15 protein-coding genes and 1 riboswitch are annotated in these 20,581 nt (G+C 76.6%); of the genes, 4 read left to right on the forward strand and 11 right to left on the reverse strand.

Annotated features, from left to right (window positions below; translation table 11 throughout):
* The first annotated feature begins 44 nt into the window (after positions 1-44).
* Positions 45-167 carry a hypothetical protein gene (locus HKK73_RS19290; RefSeq protein ID WP_021483523.1) on the forward strand — a complete coding sequence of 41 codons (123 nt, stop codon included), beginning with the start codon at positions 45-47 and terminating at the stop codon, positions 165-167.
* Here the strand turns inward: HKK73_RS19290 and recD are convergent.
* The 7 genes from recD to HKK73_RS02805 all read right to left on the reverse strand — a co-directional run bounded on the left by recD (position 143) and on the right by HKK73_RS02805 (position 12,801).
* Positions 143-2,206 (reverse strand): exodeoxyribonuclease V subunit alpha, encoded by a 2,064-nt coding sequence (gene recD / locus HKK73_RS02775; protein WP_171467394.1) that lies wholly within the window; start codon positions 2,204-2,206, stop codon positions 143-145. The two genes, HKK73_RS19290 and recD, sit on opposite strands and share 25 nt — an antisense overlap.
* Positions 2,203-5,751, reverse strand: a complete 3,549-nt coding sequence (locus HKK73_RS02780) for a UvrD-helicase domain-containing protein (RefSeq protein ID WP_171467395.1) — start codon at positions 5,749-5,751, stop codon at positions 2,203-2,205. The genes recD and HKK73_RS02780 overlap by 4 nt, the downstream gene beginning before the upstream one ends.
* Positions 5,748-9,206 (reverse strand): exodeoxyribonuclease V subunit gamma, encoded by a 3,459-nt coding sequence (recC, locus tag HKK73_RS02785; protein WP_253705885.1) that lies wholly within the window; start codon positions 9,204-9,206, stop codon positions 5,748-5,750. The genes HKK73_RS02780 and recC overlap by 4 nt, the downstream gene beginning before the upstream one ends.
* A gap of 172 nt (positions 9,207-9,378) precedes the next feature.
* Positions 9,379-10,101, reverse strand: coding sequence for a class I SAM-dependent methyltransferase (locus HKK73_RS02790; protein ID WP_171467397.1), 723 nt, complete (start codon positions 10,099-10,101; stop codon positions 9,379-9,381).
* Between the two features lie 131 nt (positions 10,102-10,232).
* A complete protein-coding gene (locus tag HKK73_RS02795) occupies positions 10,233-10,940 on the reverse strand; it encodes a DUF6226 family protein (RefSeq protein ID WP_171467398.1) in 708 nt (235 codons plus the stop codon).
* Positions 10,941-11,062: 122 nt separating this feature from the next.
* The gene (locus HKK73_RS02800) at positions 11,063-12,313 is read right to left on the reverse strand and encodes an O-succinylhomoserine sulfhydrylase (RefSeq protein WP_253705759.1); all 1,251 of its coding nucleotides are present in this window, start codon (positions 12,311-12,313) and stop codon (positions 11,063-11,065) included.
* Complete coding sequence (locus tag HKK73_RS02805; protein WP_085386624.1) at positions 12,310-12,801, reverse strand: rhodanese-like domain-containing protein; 492 nt, start codon at positions 12,799-12,801, stop codon at positions 12,310-12,312. Before HKK73_RS02805 ends, HKK73_RS02800 begins: the two co-directional genes overlap by 4 nt.
* Positions 12,802-13,102: 301 nt before the next feature.
* Positions 13,103-13,218, forward strand: a riboswitch (SAM riboswitch).
* A 33-nt stretch (positions 13,219-13,251) separates the two neighbouring features.
* On the opposite strand from HKK73_RS02805, the gene HKK73_RS02810 reads away from it, so the two are divergent.
* Positions 13,252-14,685, forward strand: a complete 1,434-nt coding sequence (locus HKK73_RS02810; RefSeq protein WP_171467399.1) for an aminotransferase class V-fold PLP-dependent enzyme — start codon at positions 13,252-13,254, stop codon at positions 14,683-14,685.
* Between the two features lie 112 nt (positions 14,686-14,797).
* Positions 14,798-15,445, forward strand: coding sequence for a GNAT family N-acetyltransferase (locus HKK73_RS02815; RefSeq protein WP_076403620.1), 648 nt, complete (start codon positions 14,798-14,800; stop codon positions 15,443-15,445).
* Between the two features lie 129 nt (positions 15,446-15,574).
* Here HKK73_RS02815 and HKK73_RS02820 read toward each other — a convergent pair whose 3' ends face one another.
* Positions 15,575-15,748 carry a CsbD family protein gene (locus HKK73_RS02820; protein ID WP_009866995.1) on the reverse strand — a complete coding sequence of 58 codons (174 nt, stop codon included), beginning with the start codon at positions 15,746-15,748 and terminating at the stop codon, positions 15,575-15,577.
* Between the two features lie 92 nt (positions 15,749-15,840).
* On the opposite strand from HKK73_RS02820, the gene HKK73_RS02825 reads away from it, so the two are divergent.
* The gene (locus tag HKK73_RS02825; RefSeq protein ID WP_085388544.1) at positions 15,841-16,449 is read left to right on the forward strand and encodes a GNAT family N-acetyltransferase; all 609 of its coding nucleotides are present in this window, start codon (positions 15,841-15,843) and stop codon (positions 16,447-16,449) included.
* 101 nt (positions 16,450-16,550) lie between these two features.
* Here HKK73_RS02825 and HKK73_RS02830 read toward each other — a convergent pair whose 3' ends face one another.
* From HKK73_RS02830 to HKK73_RS02840, 3 genes are read right to left on the reverse strand one after another with little or no spacing between them, the layout of a single operon-like run.
* A complete protein-coding gene (locus HKK73_RS02830) occupies positions 16,551-17,618 on the reverse strand; it encodes a MaoC/PaaZ C-terminal domain-containing protein (RefSeq protein ID WP_043654491.1) in 1,068 nt (355 codons plus the stop codon).
* On the reverse strand, positions 17,615-18,991 hold the full coding sequence (locus HKK73_RS02835) for a 3-oxoacyl-ACP reductase (protein WP_043654488.1): 1,377 nt from the start codon (positions 18,989-18,991) through the stop codon (positions 17,615-17,617). The genes HKK73_RS02830 and HKK73_RS02835 overlap by 4 nt, the downstream gene beginning before the upstream one ends.
* 26 nt (positions 18,992-19,017) lie before the next feature.
* Positions 19,018-20,400, reverse strand: a complete 1,383-nt coding sequence (locus HKK73_RS02840) for an acetyl-CoA C-acetyltransferase (RefSeq protein WP_085386619.1) — start codon at positions 20,398-20,400, stop codon at positions 19,018-19,020.
* Positions 20,401-20,581: the final 181 nt, after the last annotated feature.

Consider the following 20,581-nt stretch of genomic DNA (forward strand, 5'->3'; position numbering starts at 1 on the left):
CTCATTCCCCGGGGCGACCGCGCACGCCTGCCAGGATGGTCGCCATGGACGTCCCCTCGATGATCATGGGCGCCGCCGTCGCGTCCGTCGCCTGGATCGTGCTCGTGCCCTGGGGCCGCCTCAAGGAGCTGCGCGAGCGGGATCAGGCGGAGCGTACCGAGGACTGACCGCCGGGCAGCGGAGTCCGCAGCCCGCTCGCCCGGTGGACCGGGCTCGTCACCGCGGTGCGCACGGCGTCCTCGGAGCCGACGACGCGCACGAACGACTGCGCGCGCGTCACCGCCGTGTACAGCAGCTCGCGCGTGAGCAGCGGCGAGGTCGCGGGCGGCAGGACGAGCGTGACCCGGTCGAACTGGCTGCCCTGCGCGCGGTGGACCGTCATGGCGTGCACGGTCTCCACGGGCGGCAGCCGGTGCGTGCGCACGCGCAGCGGCGCGCGCGGGTCCCCGAACACGGCGACGACCCCGCCCGAGGGCTCCGCGACGAGCACGCCGGTGTCGCCGTTGTAGAGGCCGACCTCGGCGTCGTTCGTCGTGACGAGCAGGGGGCGCCCGGCGACCCACGGGGAGTCGGTCGCGTGGTGGCCGGTCGCCTCCTCGACCCACGCCTCGACCTGCGCCGCCCACCGGCCGCGCCCCGCGGGCCCGCGCCGGTGCGCCACCATGACGCGGTGCCGCGCGAGCGCGTCGAGCGCGGCGGCCGCGTCCCCGGCGCGCGCGGCCTCGACGAGCAGGGTCCCCGCCGCGACGGCGTCCGCGCGGACCGCGGCCAGCGCCGCGTCGTCGGGCTCGTCGTCGGGCGTCTCGAGGAACTCCACGGACCCGTGCCCCGCGCGCAGCAGGGCGAGCGTCGCCTCCGCGTCCTCGGCCCGGATCGCGGCGGCGAGCGGCAGGATCTCCGAGTCGCGGTCCTGCCGGTGGACGGTGCGCAGGCGGACGACGCCGTTGCCGAGCACCGCCCGGTCGTCGACCTCGCCGTCCGCGGGCGGCGGCGCGTCGGTCAGCGCGGTCTCGGCCGCCGCGAGCACGACCGGTGCGGTGGCCGGCGGCGTGACGGGCTCGCGGTGCACGAGGTCGCCGAGCACGGCACCGGCCTCCACCGAGGCGAGCTGGTCCGGGTCCCCGACGAGCACGAGCCGCGCGTCCGGCCGCAGCGCCTCGAGCAGCCGCGCCATGAGCGGCAGCGCGACCATCGACGTCTCGTCGACGACGACGACGTCGTGCGGCAGGTGGTGGTGCGCGTCGTGACGGAACCGGGTGCTGCTGCCCGGCCGGTACCCGAGGAGGCGGTGCAGCGTCGTCGCGACGGGCGTCCCGACGCGCGCGCGGTCGGCCGCGTCCCCGAACCCGGCGACGACCTCGCGCACCGCCTCCTGGAGCCGTGCGGCCGCCTTCCCGGTCGGGGCGGCGAGCGCGACACGCAGGGCCGTGCCCTGGTCGGCCGGGGCGTTCGCCCCCGCGCGCGACGGAGCGGGCGCCGCCGCGGCCGCGGGGCGGGCAGCGTCGTGCGGGACGGCGTCGTGCAGGACGGCGAGCAGCCGCGCGACCGTCGTCGTCTTGCCGGTGCCGGGGCCACCCGTGAGGACGGTGAGCCGGCGCGTGGCGGCGTGCGCGGCGGCGAGCCGCTGGCGCGTGTCCTCCGCCGCGGGAAAGAGGCGGGCCAGCGCGGCGTCGAGGCGGTCGGCGTCGACCGGCAGGTCGGGCGCCGCGAGCCGGCCGTCGACGTCGTGCCGGACCGCGAGCTCGTCTCGCCAGTAGCGGTCGAGGTACAGCGCGCCCCCGACCCAGCGCGCGGGCCGGTCGGGTGCGCCCTCGACCCCGACGGCGACGAGCGGGCTGCGCGCGACGGCGTCGACCCACGCGGTGCGGTCCGGCCACGGCAGGTCGGCGGCATCGGTCCGGGCGGCCTCCTCGTCCTCGGGCAGCGCCAGGGAGCCAAGGTCGTCGAGGCGCACGCACACGGAGCCGCTGCGCACGGCACGGACGGCGAGCGCGACGGCGAGCAGCACCCGGTCGTCGTGCTCGCCCGTGAGCCTTCCGAGCCGCAGCGCGACGCGCACGTCGGCGGCCGAGACCACGCGCGCGACGTTGAACGGCGCCAGGCCCGCCGGCACGCCGACGGCGAGCCGCGGGTCGCCCTCGTCGACCGCGTCGCCCGCAGGAGGAGCGGTGGGCCGGAGCGCCGACCCGGGAGTGGTCGTGGTCATGCGCGACCTCCGTCGAGCAGGGCGGACAGCGCGACGACGAGCCCGGGCGGCGGGCTCCAGGCGACGACGCCGTACGGGGTGCCGTCGGGGCCGCGGGGCGTGTCCGGGCCGGCCATGCCGCGCACGAACAGGTACGCCCCGCCGGCGAGGTCGCGGTCCGGGTCGTAGTCGCGCACGCGCCACCGCAGGTAGCGGTGGAGCGCGACGAGGTAGAGCACGAGCTGCAGCGGGTAGTGCGAGGCGAGCATCGCGTCGCGCATGGCGTCGGGGTGGTAGTCGCCCACGGCGAGCGGGACCCCGGGCGGCCCGACGCGGTTCGTCTTGTAGTCGACGACGAGGTACCGGCGGCGGCCGCCCGGATCCCCGCCCGGAGCGCCGTCGGGACCCGGGGTTGGCACGCGCAGCACGGCGTCGATCGAGCCCGTGAGGTAGCCGCGCAGCGGGACGCCACCGGTGCCCGTGCCGGTCTCGGACTCGTCGGCCAGCGCCGCGAGCAGGTCGGGGTAGCGCGCGAACGCGTCGTCGGCGGGCAGGTGCGCCCGCAGGACGTCCGCGAGGTCGCGCAGCGTCGCGGGGCGCACGCCCTCCGTCTCGTCACCCCCGGCGAGCGGGAGCTCGAACTCGAGCTCGGGCAGCCGGTCGCGCGGGTCGACGTCGGCGAGCGTGAGCCCGCCCGCGATCGGGCCGAGCGGCGTGCGCAGCGACAGGCCGAGCGCCGTCGCGAGCGCGACGGGCTCGACGCCCGGCACACGCACCGTCGCCGCCTGCGCGCAGCGGGCGCGCACCTCGGCGTCCAGGTCGTCGGCCGCGGTGTCGACGTACTCGAGGATCTCGTGCACGAGCGTGCCGAACGCGGTGCCGCCCGGCTGGCCCTCGTACGGGGACGGCACGTCCGCGCCGGGGCGCGGGGCCGAGGTCGAGGACGCGGGCGCGGCGGTGTCGTCGTCGGTGGTCTCCTCCGGCTCGTCCTGCACGCCCGGGTCCTCGGGCTCGCTCTCGATCCCGCCGACCGGGCCGTGGTGCGCGGCCGCGGTCAGGGCCGAGTACGACGCCCGCCGCCAGTCACGGTCCGGGAGGTGGATGGCGGTCGCGAGCGCGAGGTCCGTGCCCGACCGGGTGCCGGGCGACCAGCGCTCGCCCTTCGGCCGCGCGTCGACCTGCTCGACGACGACCGTCCCGCCCGACCGCGCCGCGACGGCCTCGAACGCGGACCGGACGGCGTCGTCGCGCATCGCGTCGGGCCGTGCGTGGCGCCCGGGCTCGCCGCCGAGCATCCGGTCGGCGAGCAGCAGGCGGGTGAGCGGTCCCGATCCCGTGCTGCGCTTCGTGGGGGTCCAGTGCACGACGACCTGGTGCCGAGCCCGGGTGAGCGCCACGTACAGCAGGCGCAGGTCTTCGCCCAGCTCCTCGTCGCGCCAGCGCGCCTTGGCGTCCACGAACCCGGGGGAGCCGACCCCGCCGAGGTGCAGCACGCGCTGCCCGTGGTCGTCGTGGAACGCGAACAGCTCCTGGTCGTCGGGCTCGAACCGCTCCCACCCGAACGGGACGTAGACGACGCCGAACTCGAGGCCCTTCGCGGCGTGCACGGTGACGACCTGCACGGCGGCGGCGTCGGTCTCGAGACGGCGGGTGCGCTCGTCGGTGAAGACCGTCCCGACCTCCGCGATCCGGGTCCGGAGCCAGGCCGTGAGGGCGGCCGTGCCGAGCCCCTCGGTCGTCGCGGCCTCGTGCAGCGCCTGCGTGACGTGGCGCAGGTCGGTGAGGTAGCGCTCGCCATCGGCGCGCGCCATGACACGCGCCGTCGCCCCCCGCCGTGCGGCGACCTCCGCGACCGCGGCCACGCCCCGGTCGGCGAGCAGGTGCGCCCAGGCCCGGACCGTGTCGCCGAGCTCGTCGTGGTCCGCGTCGTCCGCCGTCGCGAGGCGCTGCGCGTCCCAGCCGACGAACGGGGTGAGGGCGAGCGCCGTCGCGCGCCGGTGGAGGCCCGGCTGCTCCAGCGCCGCGAGGAGCGTGAGCCAGTCCTGCGCCGCGGCCGACCCGAACACGCTCGACGGCCCCGAGACGACCGCCGGCACACCCAGCGCGACGAGCGCCGAGCGCACCGCCTCGGCCTGCGCGTTCGTGCGCGTCAGCACGGCGACGTCGCGCGGCTCGAGCGGGCGCCAGCGCACCGCGTCGCCTGCCGCCCCGCCGGCGTCGTCGCGCACGCGGTCGCCGCCGCCGGACGCGGTGCCGAGGCGGCTCGCGACGTCGGCCGCGACGTCCTTCGCGAGCAGGCCGCGCGCGTCCGGGGCCGACGGCGCCGACGAGGCGCCCAGCCGGTAGGCGCGGCGCGTCACCTGCCGCAGCCGCACCGGCGCGCCGCCGGAGAACCGCGCCTCGGGGTGCGCCGCGTCGACCGGGCGCACGACGATGCGCGGGTCGCCGAGCGCCGTCTCGCCGAGCAGCGCGTGCAGGCCTGCGAGGAGTGGGCCGTCGCTGCGCCAGCTCGTGCTGAGCGTCGCGGTGTCCGTCGCGTCCTCGACGGCCTGCAGGTACGTCACGACGTCCGCGCCGCGGAACGCGTAGATCGCCTGCTTGGGGTCCCCGATGAGGACGAGCGCGCTGCTCTCGTCGGGCCGCCCGTGGAACGCGGTGCGCAGGATCGCCCACTGCTCGGGGTCCGTGTCCTGGAACTCGTCCACCATGACGACGCGGAACCTCGACCGGACGCGCTGCGTCGCCGTCGCACCGTGCTCCGGGTCGGTGAGGGCGCGTCGCAGCAGGACGAGGAGGTCGTCGTAGTCGAGCAGGTGCATCGCGCGCTTGCGCGCCTCCACCTCGCGGCGGGCGGCGACGGCGACCTCGTACCGCGCCGCGGCCACCGAGCCCTCGGCCGCGTCCGACGGCGCGACCACCGCCCCGTGGTCGCTCACCGCCGCGCGGGCGACCGCGCGCACGTCGCGCGGCGAGAGGATCGGCTCGCTCTGGTCGGCGAACCGCCGCACGTACAGGTCGTCCGTGACCTCCTCGACGAGGTCGGCCACGTCGGGCAGGAAGCTCGTCGCGAGGTCGACGTCGGCCGCCGTCCCGAGCGCGGTGAGCATCTGCTGGCAGAACCCGTGCGTCGTCGTGATGGTCGCGGCGTCGAGCTGGGACAGCGCGACGCGCAGGCGCTCGCGACGGCGGGCGAGCTCGTCGGCGTCGACCGCGGCGAGGAACCGGACGAGCTCGTCGGTGCTGTGTGCCGGGTCGGGGCCGCGCAGCGTGCGCTCGGTCGCGACGAGGCGCTCGCGCACGCGGTCGCGCAGCTCCGACGTCGCGGCCCGGCCGAACGTCACGAGCATGATCTCGGGCAGCGCCGCCACGCCCTCGGCGACGTAGCGCGTCGTGAGGGTCGCGATGGTGTGCGTCTTGCCCGTGCCGGCGCTCGCCTCGAGCACGACCGTCCCGCGCGGCAGGTCGCCGAACGGGTCGAAGCGCCGCGGGCTCCCCGCGACGGGTCCGGGCACCGCGGGTCCGGACGCCGCGGCGGGCGTGGCGGGTGCGGACGTCGGGCCGCTCATCGCGCACCTCGCAGCTCGTGCTCCAGCAGGGGGTCCCACACGCGGCGCGCGAGCGCGCCGAGGCGGGTCGGGTCGTCGGGGAAGCGGCCCAGGTCGGCGGTCGTCGCGTGGCCCGCGAGGTCGGGGAGCGCCGGGTCCTGGCCCCACGCGAGCACGACGTACGGGTCCTTGCGCTCGAAGCCCTTGTTCCACGCCCACCCGGCGCGCATCAGGGCGTCGCGCGCGTCGGTGGTGCGCCGCTCCTCGGCGTAGCGGAGCGCGACCTCGGGGAGCAGCGGCAGGGGCTCGCGGGCGGCCTCGTCGCGCAGGGCCACGAGGTCGGCCAGCACGGCGGCCGCCGTGTCGCGGTCGGGCGGCGTGAGCGTCGACCACGCGACCCCCGGCCCGCGGGGGGACCGGCCGATCGCGACGGCGTCCCACGGGCGGTCCGGGGCGCTCACGCGCAGCGCGAGCGCCTGCACCCAGGCGCGCAGCCGGTGCTTCGGCCCGAGCCGCGAGTACTCCGTGCGCACCACGCGCGCGCCGTGCACGCCCGGCACGCTGCCGACGAGCGTGCCGCCGTCCGGGAGGGTCGCTCGCACGTCGACCGTCTCGGCAGAGCTCAGCACGTCCTGGCTCACGGGACGACCGGCCGCGACGTCGGCCTCGCGCGCGGCCTCGACGGCCGCGACCCGGAGCGGCCCCACAGCCCGGACGACCTCCTGGAGCGCCGACCGGCCGAGCTCGCGCGGCGGGACCTGGCCGCGGCGCCACTCGGCCTGCATCGCGCGGTTCGGGTCGACGCCCGCGAGCGCGGCCCGCAGCACGCGGTCGCCCACGCCCCAGCCCGCCAGCCCCGTGAGGGAGAGGGGCAGCCGGTCCTCGACGTCCTCCTCCTCCAGCACGAGACCCACGTCGAGCGTGTGCTGCGCGAACCAGCGGGGTGCGTTCTCGAGCAGGCGGACCAGGTCGTCGAGCTCGACGTCCGCGCGGCCCCCGGTCGCCATGGGCGACCCCGGTCCTTCTACGGAGCCGACGGCGGCACCGGTCGGCAGCGAGAGCGGTGCGCCGACGAGGGCCCCGACCGGCTCACGCTTCTGGCGCGCCTGGCGGGCCCCGGCGAACGCGGCGTCGTCGTGGCTGAACGGTCCGGGGACGCCGAGCGCGCCCGGCGTGAAGTTCCGCTCGTCGACCGTCTGGAGCGGGTGCTGCACGACGACGTGCTCGCGCGCGGCGCGCCCGTCGGCCGTGGTCGCCACCCGGTCCAGCGCGTCGAGCAGCTCCGCCACGGGGACCGCGGGCGGGCGCGGTGCCCCGGTGCGCTCGTCGGCACCCGTGTGCACGACGACGAGGTGGTCGCCCGCCGCGGCGACGGCGTCGAGGAAGATCTGCCGGTCCTCGCTGCGCGCGTCGCGCTCGCCGATCTCGGGGTGCCGGGCGAGCAGGTCGTCGCCCGCGGGCGCGGCGGTGCGGGGGAACACGCCGTCGTCGAGCCCGAGGAGGCAGACCACCCGGTGCGGCACGGAGCGCATCGGCTCGAGCGAGCACACGGTGAGCGCGCCCGTGCGGAACCCGGCGCGCGTCGGGCGCCCGGCCAGGCGGTCGTCGAGCAGCGCCCGCACGTCCGCGAGCCGCAGCGCGACGCCGCCGTGCGCGGCACCCGCCGCCCGGACGTCGCCCAGCACGCGGCGCGCAGAGCCGATCTGCCACGCCTCCGTCGGCGGCGCCTCCGCCAGGAGCGTGAGCGCGCGGTCGAGGGTGTCGAGCCAGTGCGCGAGCGGGTGCACGCCGTCGAGACCGCGCAGGATCTCCGTGAGCCGCGCGACGAGCTCCGCGAGCCGGCCCGCGAGGTCCACGTCCGTCGAGCCGACGTCGTCCAGCGGGAGCGCAGGCCCGACGAACCGGGCGTCCTCGTCGGCCATCGCGGCGCCGAGCAGGATGCGGTCGAGCGCCGCGTCCCACGTGCCCTGCCGCACGTGCCCGTCGATCCCGAAGCGGGCGCGACGCTCGCCGTCCTCGCCCCAGTGGACCCCCGCCTCGACGGCCCACTGCCGCAGCCGGTCGACGTCGTCGTCGGAGAAGCGGAACCGGCGGCGGACCGGGCCGCTCGCCGCGAGGTCGAGCACCTCGGACGCCGTGACGCGGCCGTCCGCGAGGCGCAGCAGCGTGGCGAGCAGCGCGAGCACGGGGTTGGTGGTCCCGGCGCCGCGGTCCGCGAGGCTGACCCGCAGCCGCTGGCCGGGGTGCGCGTCGTCGCCGAGCTCGGGGACGGCGCCGAAGGCCGCGGTGACGAGCGGCGCGAACGTCTCGACGTCGGGGCACAGCACGATGACGTCGCGCGCCTGGAGCGTCGGGTCGGCGGAGAACAGACCGACGAGCGTCTCGCGCAGCACCTCGACCTGCCGGGCGCGGCCGTGGCACGCGAGCACCTGCACGGAGCGGTCCGTCGGGTCCAGCACGTGGGCGCCGTCCGGTGCGTCGGCCCGCAGCGCGGACTGCAGCGCGCCGAGCAGGGTCGGTGGCGGGGGCGCGGCCTCGTGGTGGGTCTCGCGCGCCTCGCCCGCGGCGAGCCGCAGCTGCAGCTCGACCGTGTCCCGGCCGGTGGAGGCGAGGAACGGGTGGCGCGCGAACGTCGGCAGGTCCGCGCGACGCCGGACGGGCGCGCCCGCGTGGTCCGAGCCCGGCTCCGCGCCGCTCGTGGAGGGGTCGCCGGCGGACGCGGCGACCGTCGCCCACAGCGCCGGCGAGGGGTGCACGAGCCACAGGTGGACGTCGCGGTGCTCGGCGAGCGCGCGCAGGACCCGGAGCTCGTCCTCGGGGAGCCGCGTGGGCCCGAACACGGACAACCGCGGCGGCAGGTCGACGGCCGCCGGGTCCGCACGCAGCGCCGCGACCGCCTCCGTCACGCGCCGCGCCGGGTCCGTCGCCGGGACGCGCTCCACCAGGCGGCGCCACAGCTCGGGCTGCCACGCGAGGTCGTCCGGCGCGACGGCGGTCCCCGTGACCGGGGCCGACCATGCCAGCACGACCTCGGGCCGCTGCCGGGCGTAGTCGACCAGGAGGTCCGCGAGCCGCCGCGCGAGCGTGAGCCGCCGGCCCCGCCGCACCTCGTCGCCCGGGTCGCCGACGTAGCGCGCGAGCGGCGCCGCCCACGGTTCGGCGAGGTGCGCGTCGAGCACCTCGAGCACCGACCACGCGAGCCGCTCGGGCCGCCACGGGTCGTCGTCGGGGTCGAGGTCCGTGAGGTCGGCCACGACCTGCTCGACGAGCCGTCGCGGGCCCCGGAAGTCCACGTTCGCGCAGATCCCCGCCGTCTCGCCCGCGCCCAGGTGGTGCGAGAGCCGCTGCGCGAGCCACCGCTCCACCCCGCGCGTCGGGACCGCCACGACGTCCGGCGTGAACGGGTCCGCCGGGACCTCCGCGAGCACGGCGGCGAGCGGCGCCACGAGCGCCTCGGCACGCTCGGAGCGGTGCACGTGCAGCAAGACGACCCCTGTCGGTGGTGGTGGCGTGATCATGTGCCCGGCCGTGGCCGTGCGCTACGAGGAATCTACGAGGTGCGACCCACACCGTCGAACCGCCGTCCACAGGTTCATCGTGCCCGTGACCGAGCACCCAGCGCCCGCGTCGGAACCGGTCGGCGTTCTCTCAGCCGCGCCGTGCGACGAACACCCACTCGCGACCCGGGCGGTCGGGCGCGTCCCGGACGTCCACGACCTCGAACCCGCACGCCACGAGCGACGTCTCGACCTCGTCGCGCTCCCGGAAGCGCAGCGTCGAGTCGGAGTGGAGCGTGGTGCCGTCGGGCAGCACGGTCGTGTCGTGGAAGGACACGAAGGGGAGCGACACGTCGGTGAGGTCGGTCCAGGACTCGACCGGGCCGACGTCGGGCACCTCGACGCGCGTGACCGTCGCCTCGCGGACCCACCCCTCCCAGGCCCGACGGGCGGGGACACGGGTCTCGAGCACCAGCCACCCGCCCGGCACGAGCGCGTCGTGGACGCCCCGCAGCGTCGCGGCCCACGCGTCGTCGGTGAGGAACACCTGCGCGACGTTCGCCGTCATCGTCGCGAGGTCGGCCTGGAGCGGGGGAAGGGTCGTCGCGTCGCCGTGCAGCCAGCGCACGCGCTCGGCGCCCGGCTTCGTGCGGGCGACGTCGAGCGACGCACCCGCCGGGTCGAGGCCGACCACCTCGACGCCACGCTGTGCGAGCAGGCACGCGAACGTCCCGGTGCCGCACCCGACGTCGAGCACTCGGCGCGCGCCCAGCTCGTCGACGATCGCGACGTAGGCGTCGAGGTCGGACCGGTCCGGGTCGAGCGGGTCGTAGAGGGCGGCGAGGCGGGGGTCGTCGAAGATGGCGTCGGGCACCCGACGACCGTAGGCCGCACCCCGGGCGACGAGCCACGTCTTTCGATCAGGCGCGCCCGGCCGCCGAGCGCGCGGTGGCGGCCCGTTCCGGTTCCCGGACGACGCGAGTCCGCCTGCGCGGCGCGAGGGTTTCAGTCCGCGGCGGGCCAGGGCTGCCAGAGCCCGCCCGGGAGGGTGGCGAGGCGCCGTCTTGCCTGCTGCCCGACGCCGCGCGCCAGCCGGGTGCGGCCCTCGCCAGCGGAGTACCCGCCGTCGGGCTCGTCGAGGCGGTGCGCCACCCACCACTCGTGACGACCGGGGAGCGCCCGCCGCACAGCCTCCGAGAACCGGCCCGCCGCCACCCCCAGCACGAGGTCCTCGAGCGCCTCTGCTGCGCCCGCCGCCGTGTCGTCGCACGCGTCGCACCCGCACGACGGGAACGTGTCCTCGTGGAGCACGCCGGCGCGCACCACGAGTCCCGGGTAGTCCGTCACGACGAGGGCCAGCGCCGCGGCGTCGTCGGACGCCGGCGTGACGCGCACCGCCCGCACGGCGTCCGGACCGACGTTCCGGACCCCCGCGAGCACGGGGTGCGCGGGCCCGACCGCGGTGTGCGACGCCAGGTCGACGCCGCGCAGGTCGACGTCCTCGACCGTGACGGCGTACGTCGCCGCGAGGTGCCGCACGAGCGCGTCGGCGACGCCGGCGAGCGGCGCGAACCGCTCCGGGTGGGAGTCCACGGAGTACGTGTCCTCGGGCGGCCCGTCGAGATGGTCCCAGCGCCTGCCGTACTCGAACGGCACCCCGTCGGCGTCGTGGAACACCTGGCGGAGGATCGGCGGGCGGACGTAGGCGGTCACCCGGGTCAGGCTAGAGCGACTTACCCGGGTCGACCACGCCCCTCCTGCCTGCCGAGCAGGCGGTCGTGGTTCGTCCCGGCGCCGGGACGAACCACGACCGCCTGCTCGGCGGGAGGCGGGGGTCAGGAGTTCAGGGCTTGCTCGACGTCCTCGATGATGTCTTGCGGGTCTTCCAGGCCCACCGACAAGCGCACGGTCGTCTCCGCGATGCCGACCGCGGCGCGGCCCTCGGGGCCGAGCTTGCGGTGGGTCGTGGTGGCCGGGTGCGTGACGAGGGACTTGGCGTCGCCGAGGTTGTTCGAGATGTCGACGACCTGGAGCGCGTCGAGGAACGTGAACGCGCGCTTCTTCGCCGTCTCGGGGTCGGTGCCCTCGGGCACGGCGAGGTCGAACGTCACGACGGTCCCGCCGCCGCTCTGCTGCGACTGAGCGAGCTCGCGCTGCGGGTGCGACGCGAGGAACGGGTAGCGCACGCGGCCGATCCCGGGGAGCTGCTCCAGCGCCTCCGCGACCTGTGCCGCGGCGGCGTTCTGCGCGGCGACGCGCACGGGCAGCGTCTCGAGGCCCTTGAGCAGCACCCACGCGTTGAATGCCGAGAGCGACGGCCCGGTGTTGCGGATGAACGTCTGCACCGGGCCGGTGACGTACTCCTCCGTCCCGAGGATCGCGCCGCCGAGCACGCGGCCCTGCCCGTCGATGTGCTTGGTCGCCGAGTAGACGACGACGTCGGCCCCGAGCTCGAGCGGCCGCTGCAGCAGCGGCGTCGCGAACACGTTGTCGAGCACGACGACCGCGCCGGCGGCGTGCGCGAGCTCGCTCACGCGCCGCGCGTCGACGACGTCCTGCATGGGGTTGGACGGCGTCTCGAAGAACACGACGTCCGCGGGGGTGGACAGCGCCTCCTCCCACTGCGACAGCACGTGGCCGTCGACGTAGTCCGTCCGCACGCCCCACTTCGCGAAGATCTCGTCGAAGATGACGAGGCTCGACCCGAACAGCGCGCGCGCCGCGACGATGCGCGACCCGGACCGCACCAGCGCGGCGAGCGCCGTGAACACGGCGGACATGCCGGACGCCGTCGCGTAGCACGCCTCCGCGCCCTCCAGGAGGCGCAGGCGCTCCTCGAACGTGTGCACGGTCGGGTTGCCGTAGCGCGAGTAGACGAACCGGTCGAGCTCCCCCTTGAACGCGTCCTCGGCGTCCGCGGCGCGGTCGTACGTGTAGCCCTGCGTGAGGAACAGCGCCTCGGACGTCTCCTGGAACTCGGTGCGCGCGTGGCCGCCGCGCACGGCGAGCGTCGCGGGGCGGGCGCTCGCGGGCAGGGGCTTGCGGCCGGAGCCGCCGGGCACGCTCCCGGGCACGACCGCGCTCACCGGGCGGCCTCGTCGAACGTCGTGGTGGGCAGCCCGCGGACCTTCCAGCCCTCGACGTCCCGCAGGCCCGAGAACCCCTGGGCGCCCTCGAAGCCCTCGAGCACGTTGTACGACGGCCCGAGCCCGGCAGCCGTGGCCGCGCGCGCCGCGCCGATCGACCGCTGGCCCGAGCGGCACAGGAACACGACGGGACGCTCGTCGCCGGGCGTCAGACCTGCCTCGACGAGCCGGTCGAGGAACCGCGGGTTGGGGCCCGCCGGGGTCACCCACTCGTCGAACAGGACGTCGCGGCCGAGCTCCGTGGCGTCGGGCACGCCGATGGTGCGCCACTCGCCCTCGGTACGGACGTCCACGAGCACGGCGCGCTCGTCGTGCGCGAGCAGGTCCCACGCCTGCTGCGGGGTGAGGTCGCCGGCGTAGCCGACGGCGGGACGCGCCTCGGGGGGTGCCGGCCGGGGTGCCGACGCCTGCTGGGACTGGTCGCTCATGAGAGTCCTCCTCCATCGATCGTGGCAGTAGCACCCTGCGCCCGGCCGCCGAGGCGGTCCGGGGGGTTGCTGCGGCGTCGACGTGCCACGTCACTCGGCCGCTCCGGATGGTTGGCTCGGATCGTACGCCACGCGTCCGACGTGCGGAACGCCCGTCTCGGGGAGCGGCCCGGGGTGGAGGTGCCCGACGCCGCGTGGCTCCGACGCGCGGGCTTATGACGCGGAGCGCCGCGTCCCGCCATCCGAGACGCCGTGACCACCGGTTGACACGTCACCGTCCGCGCGGACATCCTGGTCCGCAGGTCATGAGCGCCAGCGCGAAACCCCGGTTTGCTGGCCGGCAACCCTCCTCTCGCGGCGGGGTGCCCCGGGTGACGACCAGGCCGCACGCCGACCGGCGGGCGGCAAGCGCGGGGAGGTTCTCCCCGGACGACCCTGGAGGACTGTGCCATGACTGCTCTCGCGGACGTCTCGTGTCCCACCGACGCCCCGGCCCCTGACCTCGCGGCGCTCGCCGACGCGCCCGCGCTCCTGCCCGTCGTCGGCGGGGACACGCTCGTCCCGCTCGTCGACGGCCGCAGCGTGCCGTACGCGAACCTCGACGTCGCGGCGTCGGCCCCGGCGCTGCGCTCGGTCGCGGACCGCGTGACCGAGGTGCTGCCGCTCTACGCGAGCGTGCACCGCGGCGCGGGCTACCTCTCGCAGGTCTCCACGGCGCTCTACGAGGCGTCGCGCCGCACGATCGGCGCGTTCGTCGGCGCGCGCGAGGACGACGTCACGGTCGTCACGCGCAACACGACCGACTCGCTCAACCTCCTCGCGGGCTGCGTCCCGGCGAACCCGGACGGCACGCCCGGGCGCGTGCTCGTCCTCGACGTCGAGCACCACGCGAACCTGCTGCCGTGGCAGCGCGCCGGCGGCGCGACGGTCCTCGCGGGCGGCGCGTCCGTCGCGGAGACGCTCTCGGGCCTGCGCACCGAGCTCGCGCGCTTCCCGTACGCGCTCGTCGCCGTGACCGGCGCCTCCAACGTCACGGGCGAGTCCCTGCCCGTCGCCGAGGTCGTCCGCGCCGCGCACGACGCCGGGGCGCGCGTCGTGCTCGACGGCGCGCAGCTCGTCCCGCACCGCGGGTTCTCGCTCGCCGCGTCGGGCGTCGACTACGTCGCGTTCTCGGGGCACAAGACCTACGCGCCGTTCGGCGCGGGGGCGCTCGTCGGGCGGCGCGACTGGCTCGACGCGGGCACCCCCTACCTCGCGGGCGGCGGCGCCGTGCGCCAGGTCGCGGTGACCGGGACGCAGTGGCAGACGGCGCCCGCACGCCACGAGGCCGGCTCGCCGAACGTGGTGGGCGCCGCGGCGCTCGCGGCGGCGTGCGACGCGCTCGCCGCGCTCGACCCGGCCGACCTGCACGCGCACGAGGCGGCGCTCCGCGCGGCCCTCGTCGCGGGCCTGGAGGCCGTCCCGGGTGTCCGGGTCGTGCGCGTGTGGGACGACGCCGTCGACCCGGTCGGCGTCGTGACGTTCGCCGTCGAGGGCCACGACCCGGGCCTCGTCGCCGCCTACCTCTCGGCCGAGCACGGCATCGGCGTGCGCGACGGCCGGTTCTGCGCGCACCCGCTGCTCGCGCGCCTCGGCTACGACGCGGGCGCGATCCGCGCCTCGGTGGGCGTCGGGACGACCGGTGCGGACGTCGTGCGCCTCGTCGAGGCCGTGCGCGCGTACGTCGAGCAGGGACCGACCACCCGGTACGAGGTCGTCGACGGCTGCTGGGCCGTCGTGGACGACCCGCGCCCGGTCCCCGCGGGGTCCGGCCTGGAGGGGCTCTTCGCGACCGCGGCGGCGGGTTTCCTCGCCGACGCGGCGGGCTGCGGACCGGCCGTCTGACCGTCACCGGCGGCCGACGCGGCAGCCTGTTCACCGGGTCGTCGCCGAGCGTTGTCCACCGCGTCGCCGGACCCTCTTGGCGCGGTGTTCCGCGTGTGCTCTGATATGCGCTGTGCTGCACGACGTCGTCCTCTCGGGGCACGGTTTCCGGCTGGAACCGCTGGCCCTGGAGCACGCTGAGACGCTGGCCGGCCTCGTCGACGAGGCGATGTGGTCAGGGATGAGCATCCCCCTGCCCTACGGGGTCGCGGGGATGGCCGATCTCGTGGCCGCGACCCGCGCGGCCCCGGACCTCACGGGCTTCGTCGTGCGCGCCGTCGACCCCGACGGCGCGCCCGGCGCCGTGCTTGGCAGCACCGCGTTCCGCGACCTGTCGCTCGTCGACCGCCGCGTCGAGGTGGGCCGCACGTTCTACGCGCGCTCCACGTGGGGGAGCCTCGTCAACCCCGTGACGAAGTGGCTCCTGCTGCGCCACGCGTTCGAGACGTGGGACGTGCACCGGGTCGGCTTCCGCGTCGACACCCGCAACGAGCGCTCGCTCGGTGCGATGCGCCGTCTCGGCGCCCACGAGGAGGGCGTCATGCGCGGGCACCGCACCGCGCCCGACGGGACGCGCGCCGACTCCGTGCTGTTCTCGATCCTCGCGCCCGAGTGGCCCGGGGTCGAGGTGGGCCTCCTCGCGCGGATCACCGCCCCGCGCGTCGTCCCGGTGCTCGCCCCGGCGCCGTCGGCCGACGTCCGGCCGCTCGCCGCGTCCTGACCGTCGCGGCTCCCGCTCGTCGAGTCCTGGTCGTCGCATCCCGGTCGTCGCGTCCCGGTCGAACGGTCCCGGAGACGCCACGAGGGCCCCGCCGGAGCGGAGCCCTCGTGAGCAGAACGGTGGAGCACGTCAGCGGTCGAACGCGTCCTTGACGTCGTCGCCCGCCTGCTTGACGTTGGCCTTGGCCTGGTCAGCCTGGCCCTCGGCCTCGAGCCGCTCGTTGTCCGTGAGCTTGCCCGCGCCTTCCTTGAGCTTGCCACCCGCCTCTTCGGCGGCGTGCTTGGCCTTGTCTCCGAGTCCCATGGGTGCTCCTCTCGTCGGTACCTCTCGACCGTAACCACGGTCGGCCGGGTTCGCACGCGGTCGGAGCACCGGTGGTGTGGTGGGATGTGCGGGTGCAGCACGAGACCGTCCTCGAAGGCTTCGGCGTCCGCCTCGAACCGCTCGCCGCGACCCACGCGCCGGCGCTCGGCGCCCTCGTCGACGACGGCATCTGGGCGGGCATGTCCAGCGCCGTCCCGCGCGGCACGGAGGCGATGGAGGGCTACGTGCGCGACGCGGCCGCCGCGCCGGGCCGGCTCGCGTTCGCGGTCCTCGGTGCTCCCGGCGCTCCCGGTGCACCCGGTGCGGACGGCGCGACCGCCGACGCCGTGGTCCGTGGCTCGACGTCGCTCTACGAGTGGGTCCCGTCCCAGGGCCGGGTCGAGCTCGGGTCCACGTTCTACGCGCGCGAGTGGTGGGGCGGGACGACGAACCCGGCGTGCAAGTACCTCCTGCTGCGGCACGCGTTCGAGGACCTCGGGGTCGCGCGCGTCGCGCTCCGAGCCGACGCCCGCAACAGCCGGTCCATCGGGGCGATCCGGCGCCTGGGCGCAGTGCCGGAGGGCGTCCTGCGCAGCCACCGCGTGGCGCCCGACGGCTCCCGCCAGGACACCGCCTACTTCTCGGTCCTCCGCGACGAGTGGCCGACCGTCCGCGCCGGCCTGCTCGCCCGCCTGCCCTGACGGGGCTGTCCCGCCGAGCACGAGCCTGCGTGGCGTCGAGCACGGGGTAGGTGTCGTCATGCGCTCGAGAACGACATCAACCCCGTGCTCGGCAGCGGGGGTCAGGGGCGGGGGGTGACGCGGCCCGCGAGGTGGAGGCGGCCCTTGCCGTCCCACGCCTGGTAGGTGACGCCCGTGCCCGGGTCGCCCGCGCCGTCGGGCACGGCCGCCGCGACCTGCCCGACGGCGTCCCGCACCTCGGCGGGCACGTCGGCCGCCGGGCGCAGCGCGACGTCGACCGTGCCGGGGAGCAGCACCGGCTTGGCGAACGTGACGGTCCAGTCGTAGGCGTCGCCGCGACCGGGGCCCGCCTCGGCGAGCGCCCGCGCCGCGGTGTACATGCCGTGCGCGATGGCGCGCGGGAACCCGAACGCCTTGGCGCCCAGCGCCGAGGTGTGGATCGGGTTGCGGTCGCCGGACACCGCCGCGTACGCGCGGCCGGTCCCCGCCCCGAGCCTCCACCGCGCGGTGGGCAGGGGCGGGACGAACGCGGCGGGGCCCTCGGCGTCGGCCGGGGCGGGGCCGCCCGGGAGGGACGCGCCCTTCGCGAGGTACGTCGAGACGCCCCGGTAGGCGAGCGTCGTCGCGGCCAGCCCGCTCCCCGCGGCGCGCTCGTCGTCCGTGCGCAGCACCGAGACCTCCGTGACGAGGTCCACCTGGACCCCGCGACGGTGCGGGCGCAGGTCCTGCGCCCACGCGCGGACCTCGAGCGCGTCCCCGAGCCGCACCGGGCGCAGCACGGACACCGAGTTCGCGAGGTGCACCATGCCGAGCAGCGGGAGCGGGAAGTCGGCCCGCACCATGACGGCCGTCGCGAGCGGGAACCCCAGCACGTGCAGGTACCCGGCGGGCAGGACGTCCGACGGCGCCTCGCCCACGAGCCGCGCGTACCGCGCGAGGTGCGCGGCGCTGCCGACGTGGCCCGGCGCCGCGTCGTCGCCCGTCGGGACGGCCGCGACCCGGTAGGTGACGTCCGGGAGCGTCAGCTCCGTCCGGCCGCCCCGGACGGGCAGCCGGTGCGCCGCCGCGATCCGGCCCGACGCCGCGAGCCCGCGCACGTACAGGCCGCCCAGACCCGGGACGGCGGGCAGCGTCTCGACGCGCGCCGGGGCGCCCGCGGGCGCCGTCACCGGCCCACCACGTTCTGCCCGCACACGCGCAGCACCTGCCCGTTGACGCCCCCGGCCGCGGGCGACGCGAGGAACGCGATCGCCTCGGCGACGTCCACGGGCTGGCCGCCCTGCTGGAGCGACGCGACGCGGCGCGCGACCTCGCGCTGCACGAACGGGATCGACGCCGTCATGTCCGTCTCGATGAAGCCCGGCGCGACGGCGTTCGCCGTCCCGCCCGGACCGCCCGGCGCCGCGAGCAGGCGGGCGAACGCGCGCGTGTGCCCGATGACGCCCGCCTTGGAGAACGCGTAGTTCGCCTGGCCCCGGTTGCCCGCGATCCCGCTCGTCGAAGCGAGGGACACGACGCGCGGCGCGGAGGAGAACCCGTTCGCGCCGAGCAGGTACTCCGTGATCCGCAGCTGTGCGGCGAGGTTCACCGCGACCACCGCGTCCCACTTGTCGGGCGACATGTTGGCGAGCAGCTTGTCGCGCAGGATGCCGGCGTTGTGCACGAGGACGTCGAGCCCGCCGTGCCGTGCGCGGGCGTGCTCGAGGATCCGGGCGCCCGCGTCGTCGGCGGTCACGTCGAGCTGCAGCGCCGTGCCCTTGATCTCGTTCGCGACCCGGGCGAGCGCCTCGCCCGCCGCGGGCACGTCGACGACGACGACCTTCGCGCCGTCGCGCGCGAGCGTCCGGGCGACCTGCGCCCCGATGCCGCGGGCCGCGCCCGTGACGACGGCGACCTTGCCGGCGAGCGGCTGGTCGAGGTCGGCGGAGGTGCTCCCGGAGGCGCCGTCGGTCGCGCTCGGACCCACCCGGAGGAGCTGGCCGTCGACGAACGCGGACTTCGCCGAGAGGAAGAAGCGGAGGGTCGCGAGGACGCTCGGGCTGTCGACGGGGGCGTCGTCGGTCACCTGGATGCCGTTGGCGGTCGCGCCGTAGCGCAGCTCCTTGGCGACGGACCGCAGGAACCCGTCGACGCCCTCGCGGGCGGCGGCGAGCTCGGGGGAGTCGGTGTCGGCGGGGGCGCGCGAGATCGTCACGACGCGGCCGTTGGGCGCGAGGCGGCGGAGCGTCGCCGAGAGCGCCATGACGGGCGCGGACGCGTCCTGCGGCCGCTCGATCCCGCTGAGCACGACGACGACCGCGCCCCAGCGGGTCGTGTCGTCCGGGGTCTGGCGGACGTCGAGGTCCCAGCCGAGCAGGGCCTCGGCGACGAGGTCGGCGTCGTCGCGCACGCCCGGCGTGCCGCCGAGCACGAGCACGGGCCCGACGGTGAGCGGGTCGCCCGCGCGGAAGCGGCGCAGGACCGCGGGGCGCGGGAGGCCGAGCTTCTTGGCGAGCGTCTTCGTGAAGCCGGAGTTGACGGCCTGGACGTAGGAGTCGGTCACGGGTGTTCCTCTCGGTCGTCGGGGCGTCAGGCGGCGTCGGTCGCGGGGACGGACTCGAGGATCGCGGCGACGCCGAGGCCGCCCGCGGCGCACACGGAGATCAGCGCACGCGCGGGTGCCCCGGTCTCGGCGGTGCGCTGCGCGAGGAGCTTGGCCGCCGTCGCGACGATGCGCCCGCCGGTCGCGGCGAACGGGTGGCCCGCGGCGAGCGAGGAGCCGTTCACGTTGAGCCGCGAGCGGTCGATCGAGCCGAGCGCGCCGTCGAGCCCGAGCTCGGTGCGGCAGTACTCGTCGTCCTCCCAGGCCTTGAGCGTCGTGAGCACGGTCGACGCGAACGCCTCGTGGATCTCGTAGAGGTCGAAGTCGCCGAGTGCGAGCCCGTTGCGGGCGAGCAGGCGGGGGACCGCGTGCGCGGGCGCCATGAGCAGGCCCTCGTGGCCGTGCACGAAGTCGACGGCGGCGGTCTCCGCGTCGACGACGCGCGCGAGCAGCGGCAGGTCGCGCTCGCGCGCCCACTCGGCCGAGGCGAGGAGGACGGTCGACGCGCCGTCGGTGAGCGGGGTCGAGTTGCCCGCCGTCATGGTCGGGGTGACGCCCTCCAGACGCTTGCCGTACACCGGCTTGAGCGCGGCGAGCTTCTCGAGCGACGAGTCGGCGCGCAGGTTGTCGTCGCGCACGAGCCCGCGGAACGGGGTGACGAGGTCGTCGAAGAACCCGGCGTCCCACGCGGCCGCGAGGTGCTCGTGGCTCGCGAGCGCGAGCTCGTCCTGCGCCTCGCGCGAGATGTCCCAGCGGGCCGTCGTGATCGCCTGGTGCTCGCCCATCGACAGGCCGGTGCGCGGCTCGTCGGTCGCGGGCGTGAGCGGCGCGAGGTCGGCGGGGCGGACCTTCGCGAACGCCTTGACGCGCTGGCCGAGCGTCTTGGCGTGGCTCGCCTCGAGCAGCGCCCGGCGCAGGCCCTCGCTCACGGCGATGGGGGCGTCGGACACGGTGTCGGAGCCGCCCGCGACGCCCGACTCGACCTGGCCGAGACGGATCTTGTTCGCGACGGCGATGGTCGCCTCCAGGCCGGTCGCGCACGCCTGCTGGAGGTCGTAGGCCGGGGTCTGCGGGGAGAGCGACGACCCGAGCACGGACTCGCGCACGAGGTTGAAGTCGCGGGAGTGCTTGAGCACGGCGCCGCCGACGACCTCCCCGAGCCGCTCGCCCTGGAGGCCGAAGCGCGCGACGAGCCCTTCGAGCGCGGCGGTGAACATCTCCTGGTTGCTCGCGGACGCGTACTTCTTGCCGGCGCGGGCGAACGGGATGCGGTTCCCGCCCACGACCCACGCGTCGCGGGGAGCGCCCGCGGGGGCGTGTTCCCGGGGGGACTGCTCGGGGGTCGGGCGGGGGCTGGTGCTGGTGGCCACTGTGCCTCACTTCCTGTCCGTGCTCGCTGCGCTGCGTTCGGTGCCGGCCCGGGAGGGCGCCTCGGCACGGCGTGCGCGAGGCGGGGGAGAGGGCCGGTTGGTGTCCAATACCAAGAGTACCTGATACTCTCGGTTTCGTGAGTCGGGTCACAGGGCTGTGCCCTGCCCCGGCACGGCACCC

This window comes from Cellulosimicrobium sp. 72-3, assembly GCF_013127315.1.
Lineage (GTDB): Bacteria > Actinomycetota > Actinomycetes > Actinomycetales > Cellulomonadaceae > Cellulosimicrobium > Cellulosimicrobium funkei.

Bases quoted from the DNA above. Each gene is read 5' to 3' on its own strand.
- HKK73_RS02805 (WP_085386624.1), bottom strand. From the start codon at position 12,801: ATGAGCGACCAGTCCCAGCAGGCGTCGGCACCCCGGCCGGCACCCCCC.
- HKK73_RS02780 (WP_171467395.1), bottom strand. From the start codon at position 5,751: ATGAGCGGCCCGACGTCCGCACCCGCCACGCCCGCCGCGGCGTCCGGA.
- HKK73_RS19290 (WP_021483523.1), top strand. From the start codon at position 45: ATGGACGTCCCCTCGATGATCATGGGCGCCGCCGTCGCGTCCGTCGCC.
- HKK73_RS02820 (WP_009866995.1), bottom strand. From the start codon at position 15,748: ATGGGACTCGGAGACAAGGCCAAGCACGCCGCCGAAGAGGCGGGTGGC.
- recD (WP_171467394.1), bottom strand. From the start codon at position 2,206: ATGACCACGACCACTCCCGGGTCGGCGCTCCGGCCCACCGCTCCTCCT.
- HKK73_RS02810 (WP_171467399.1), top strand. From the start codon at position 13,252: ATGACTGCTCTCGCGGACGTCTCGTGTCCCACCGACGCCCCGGCCCCT.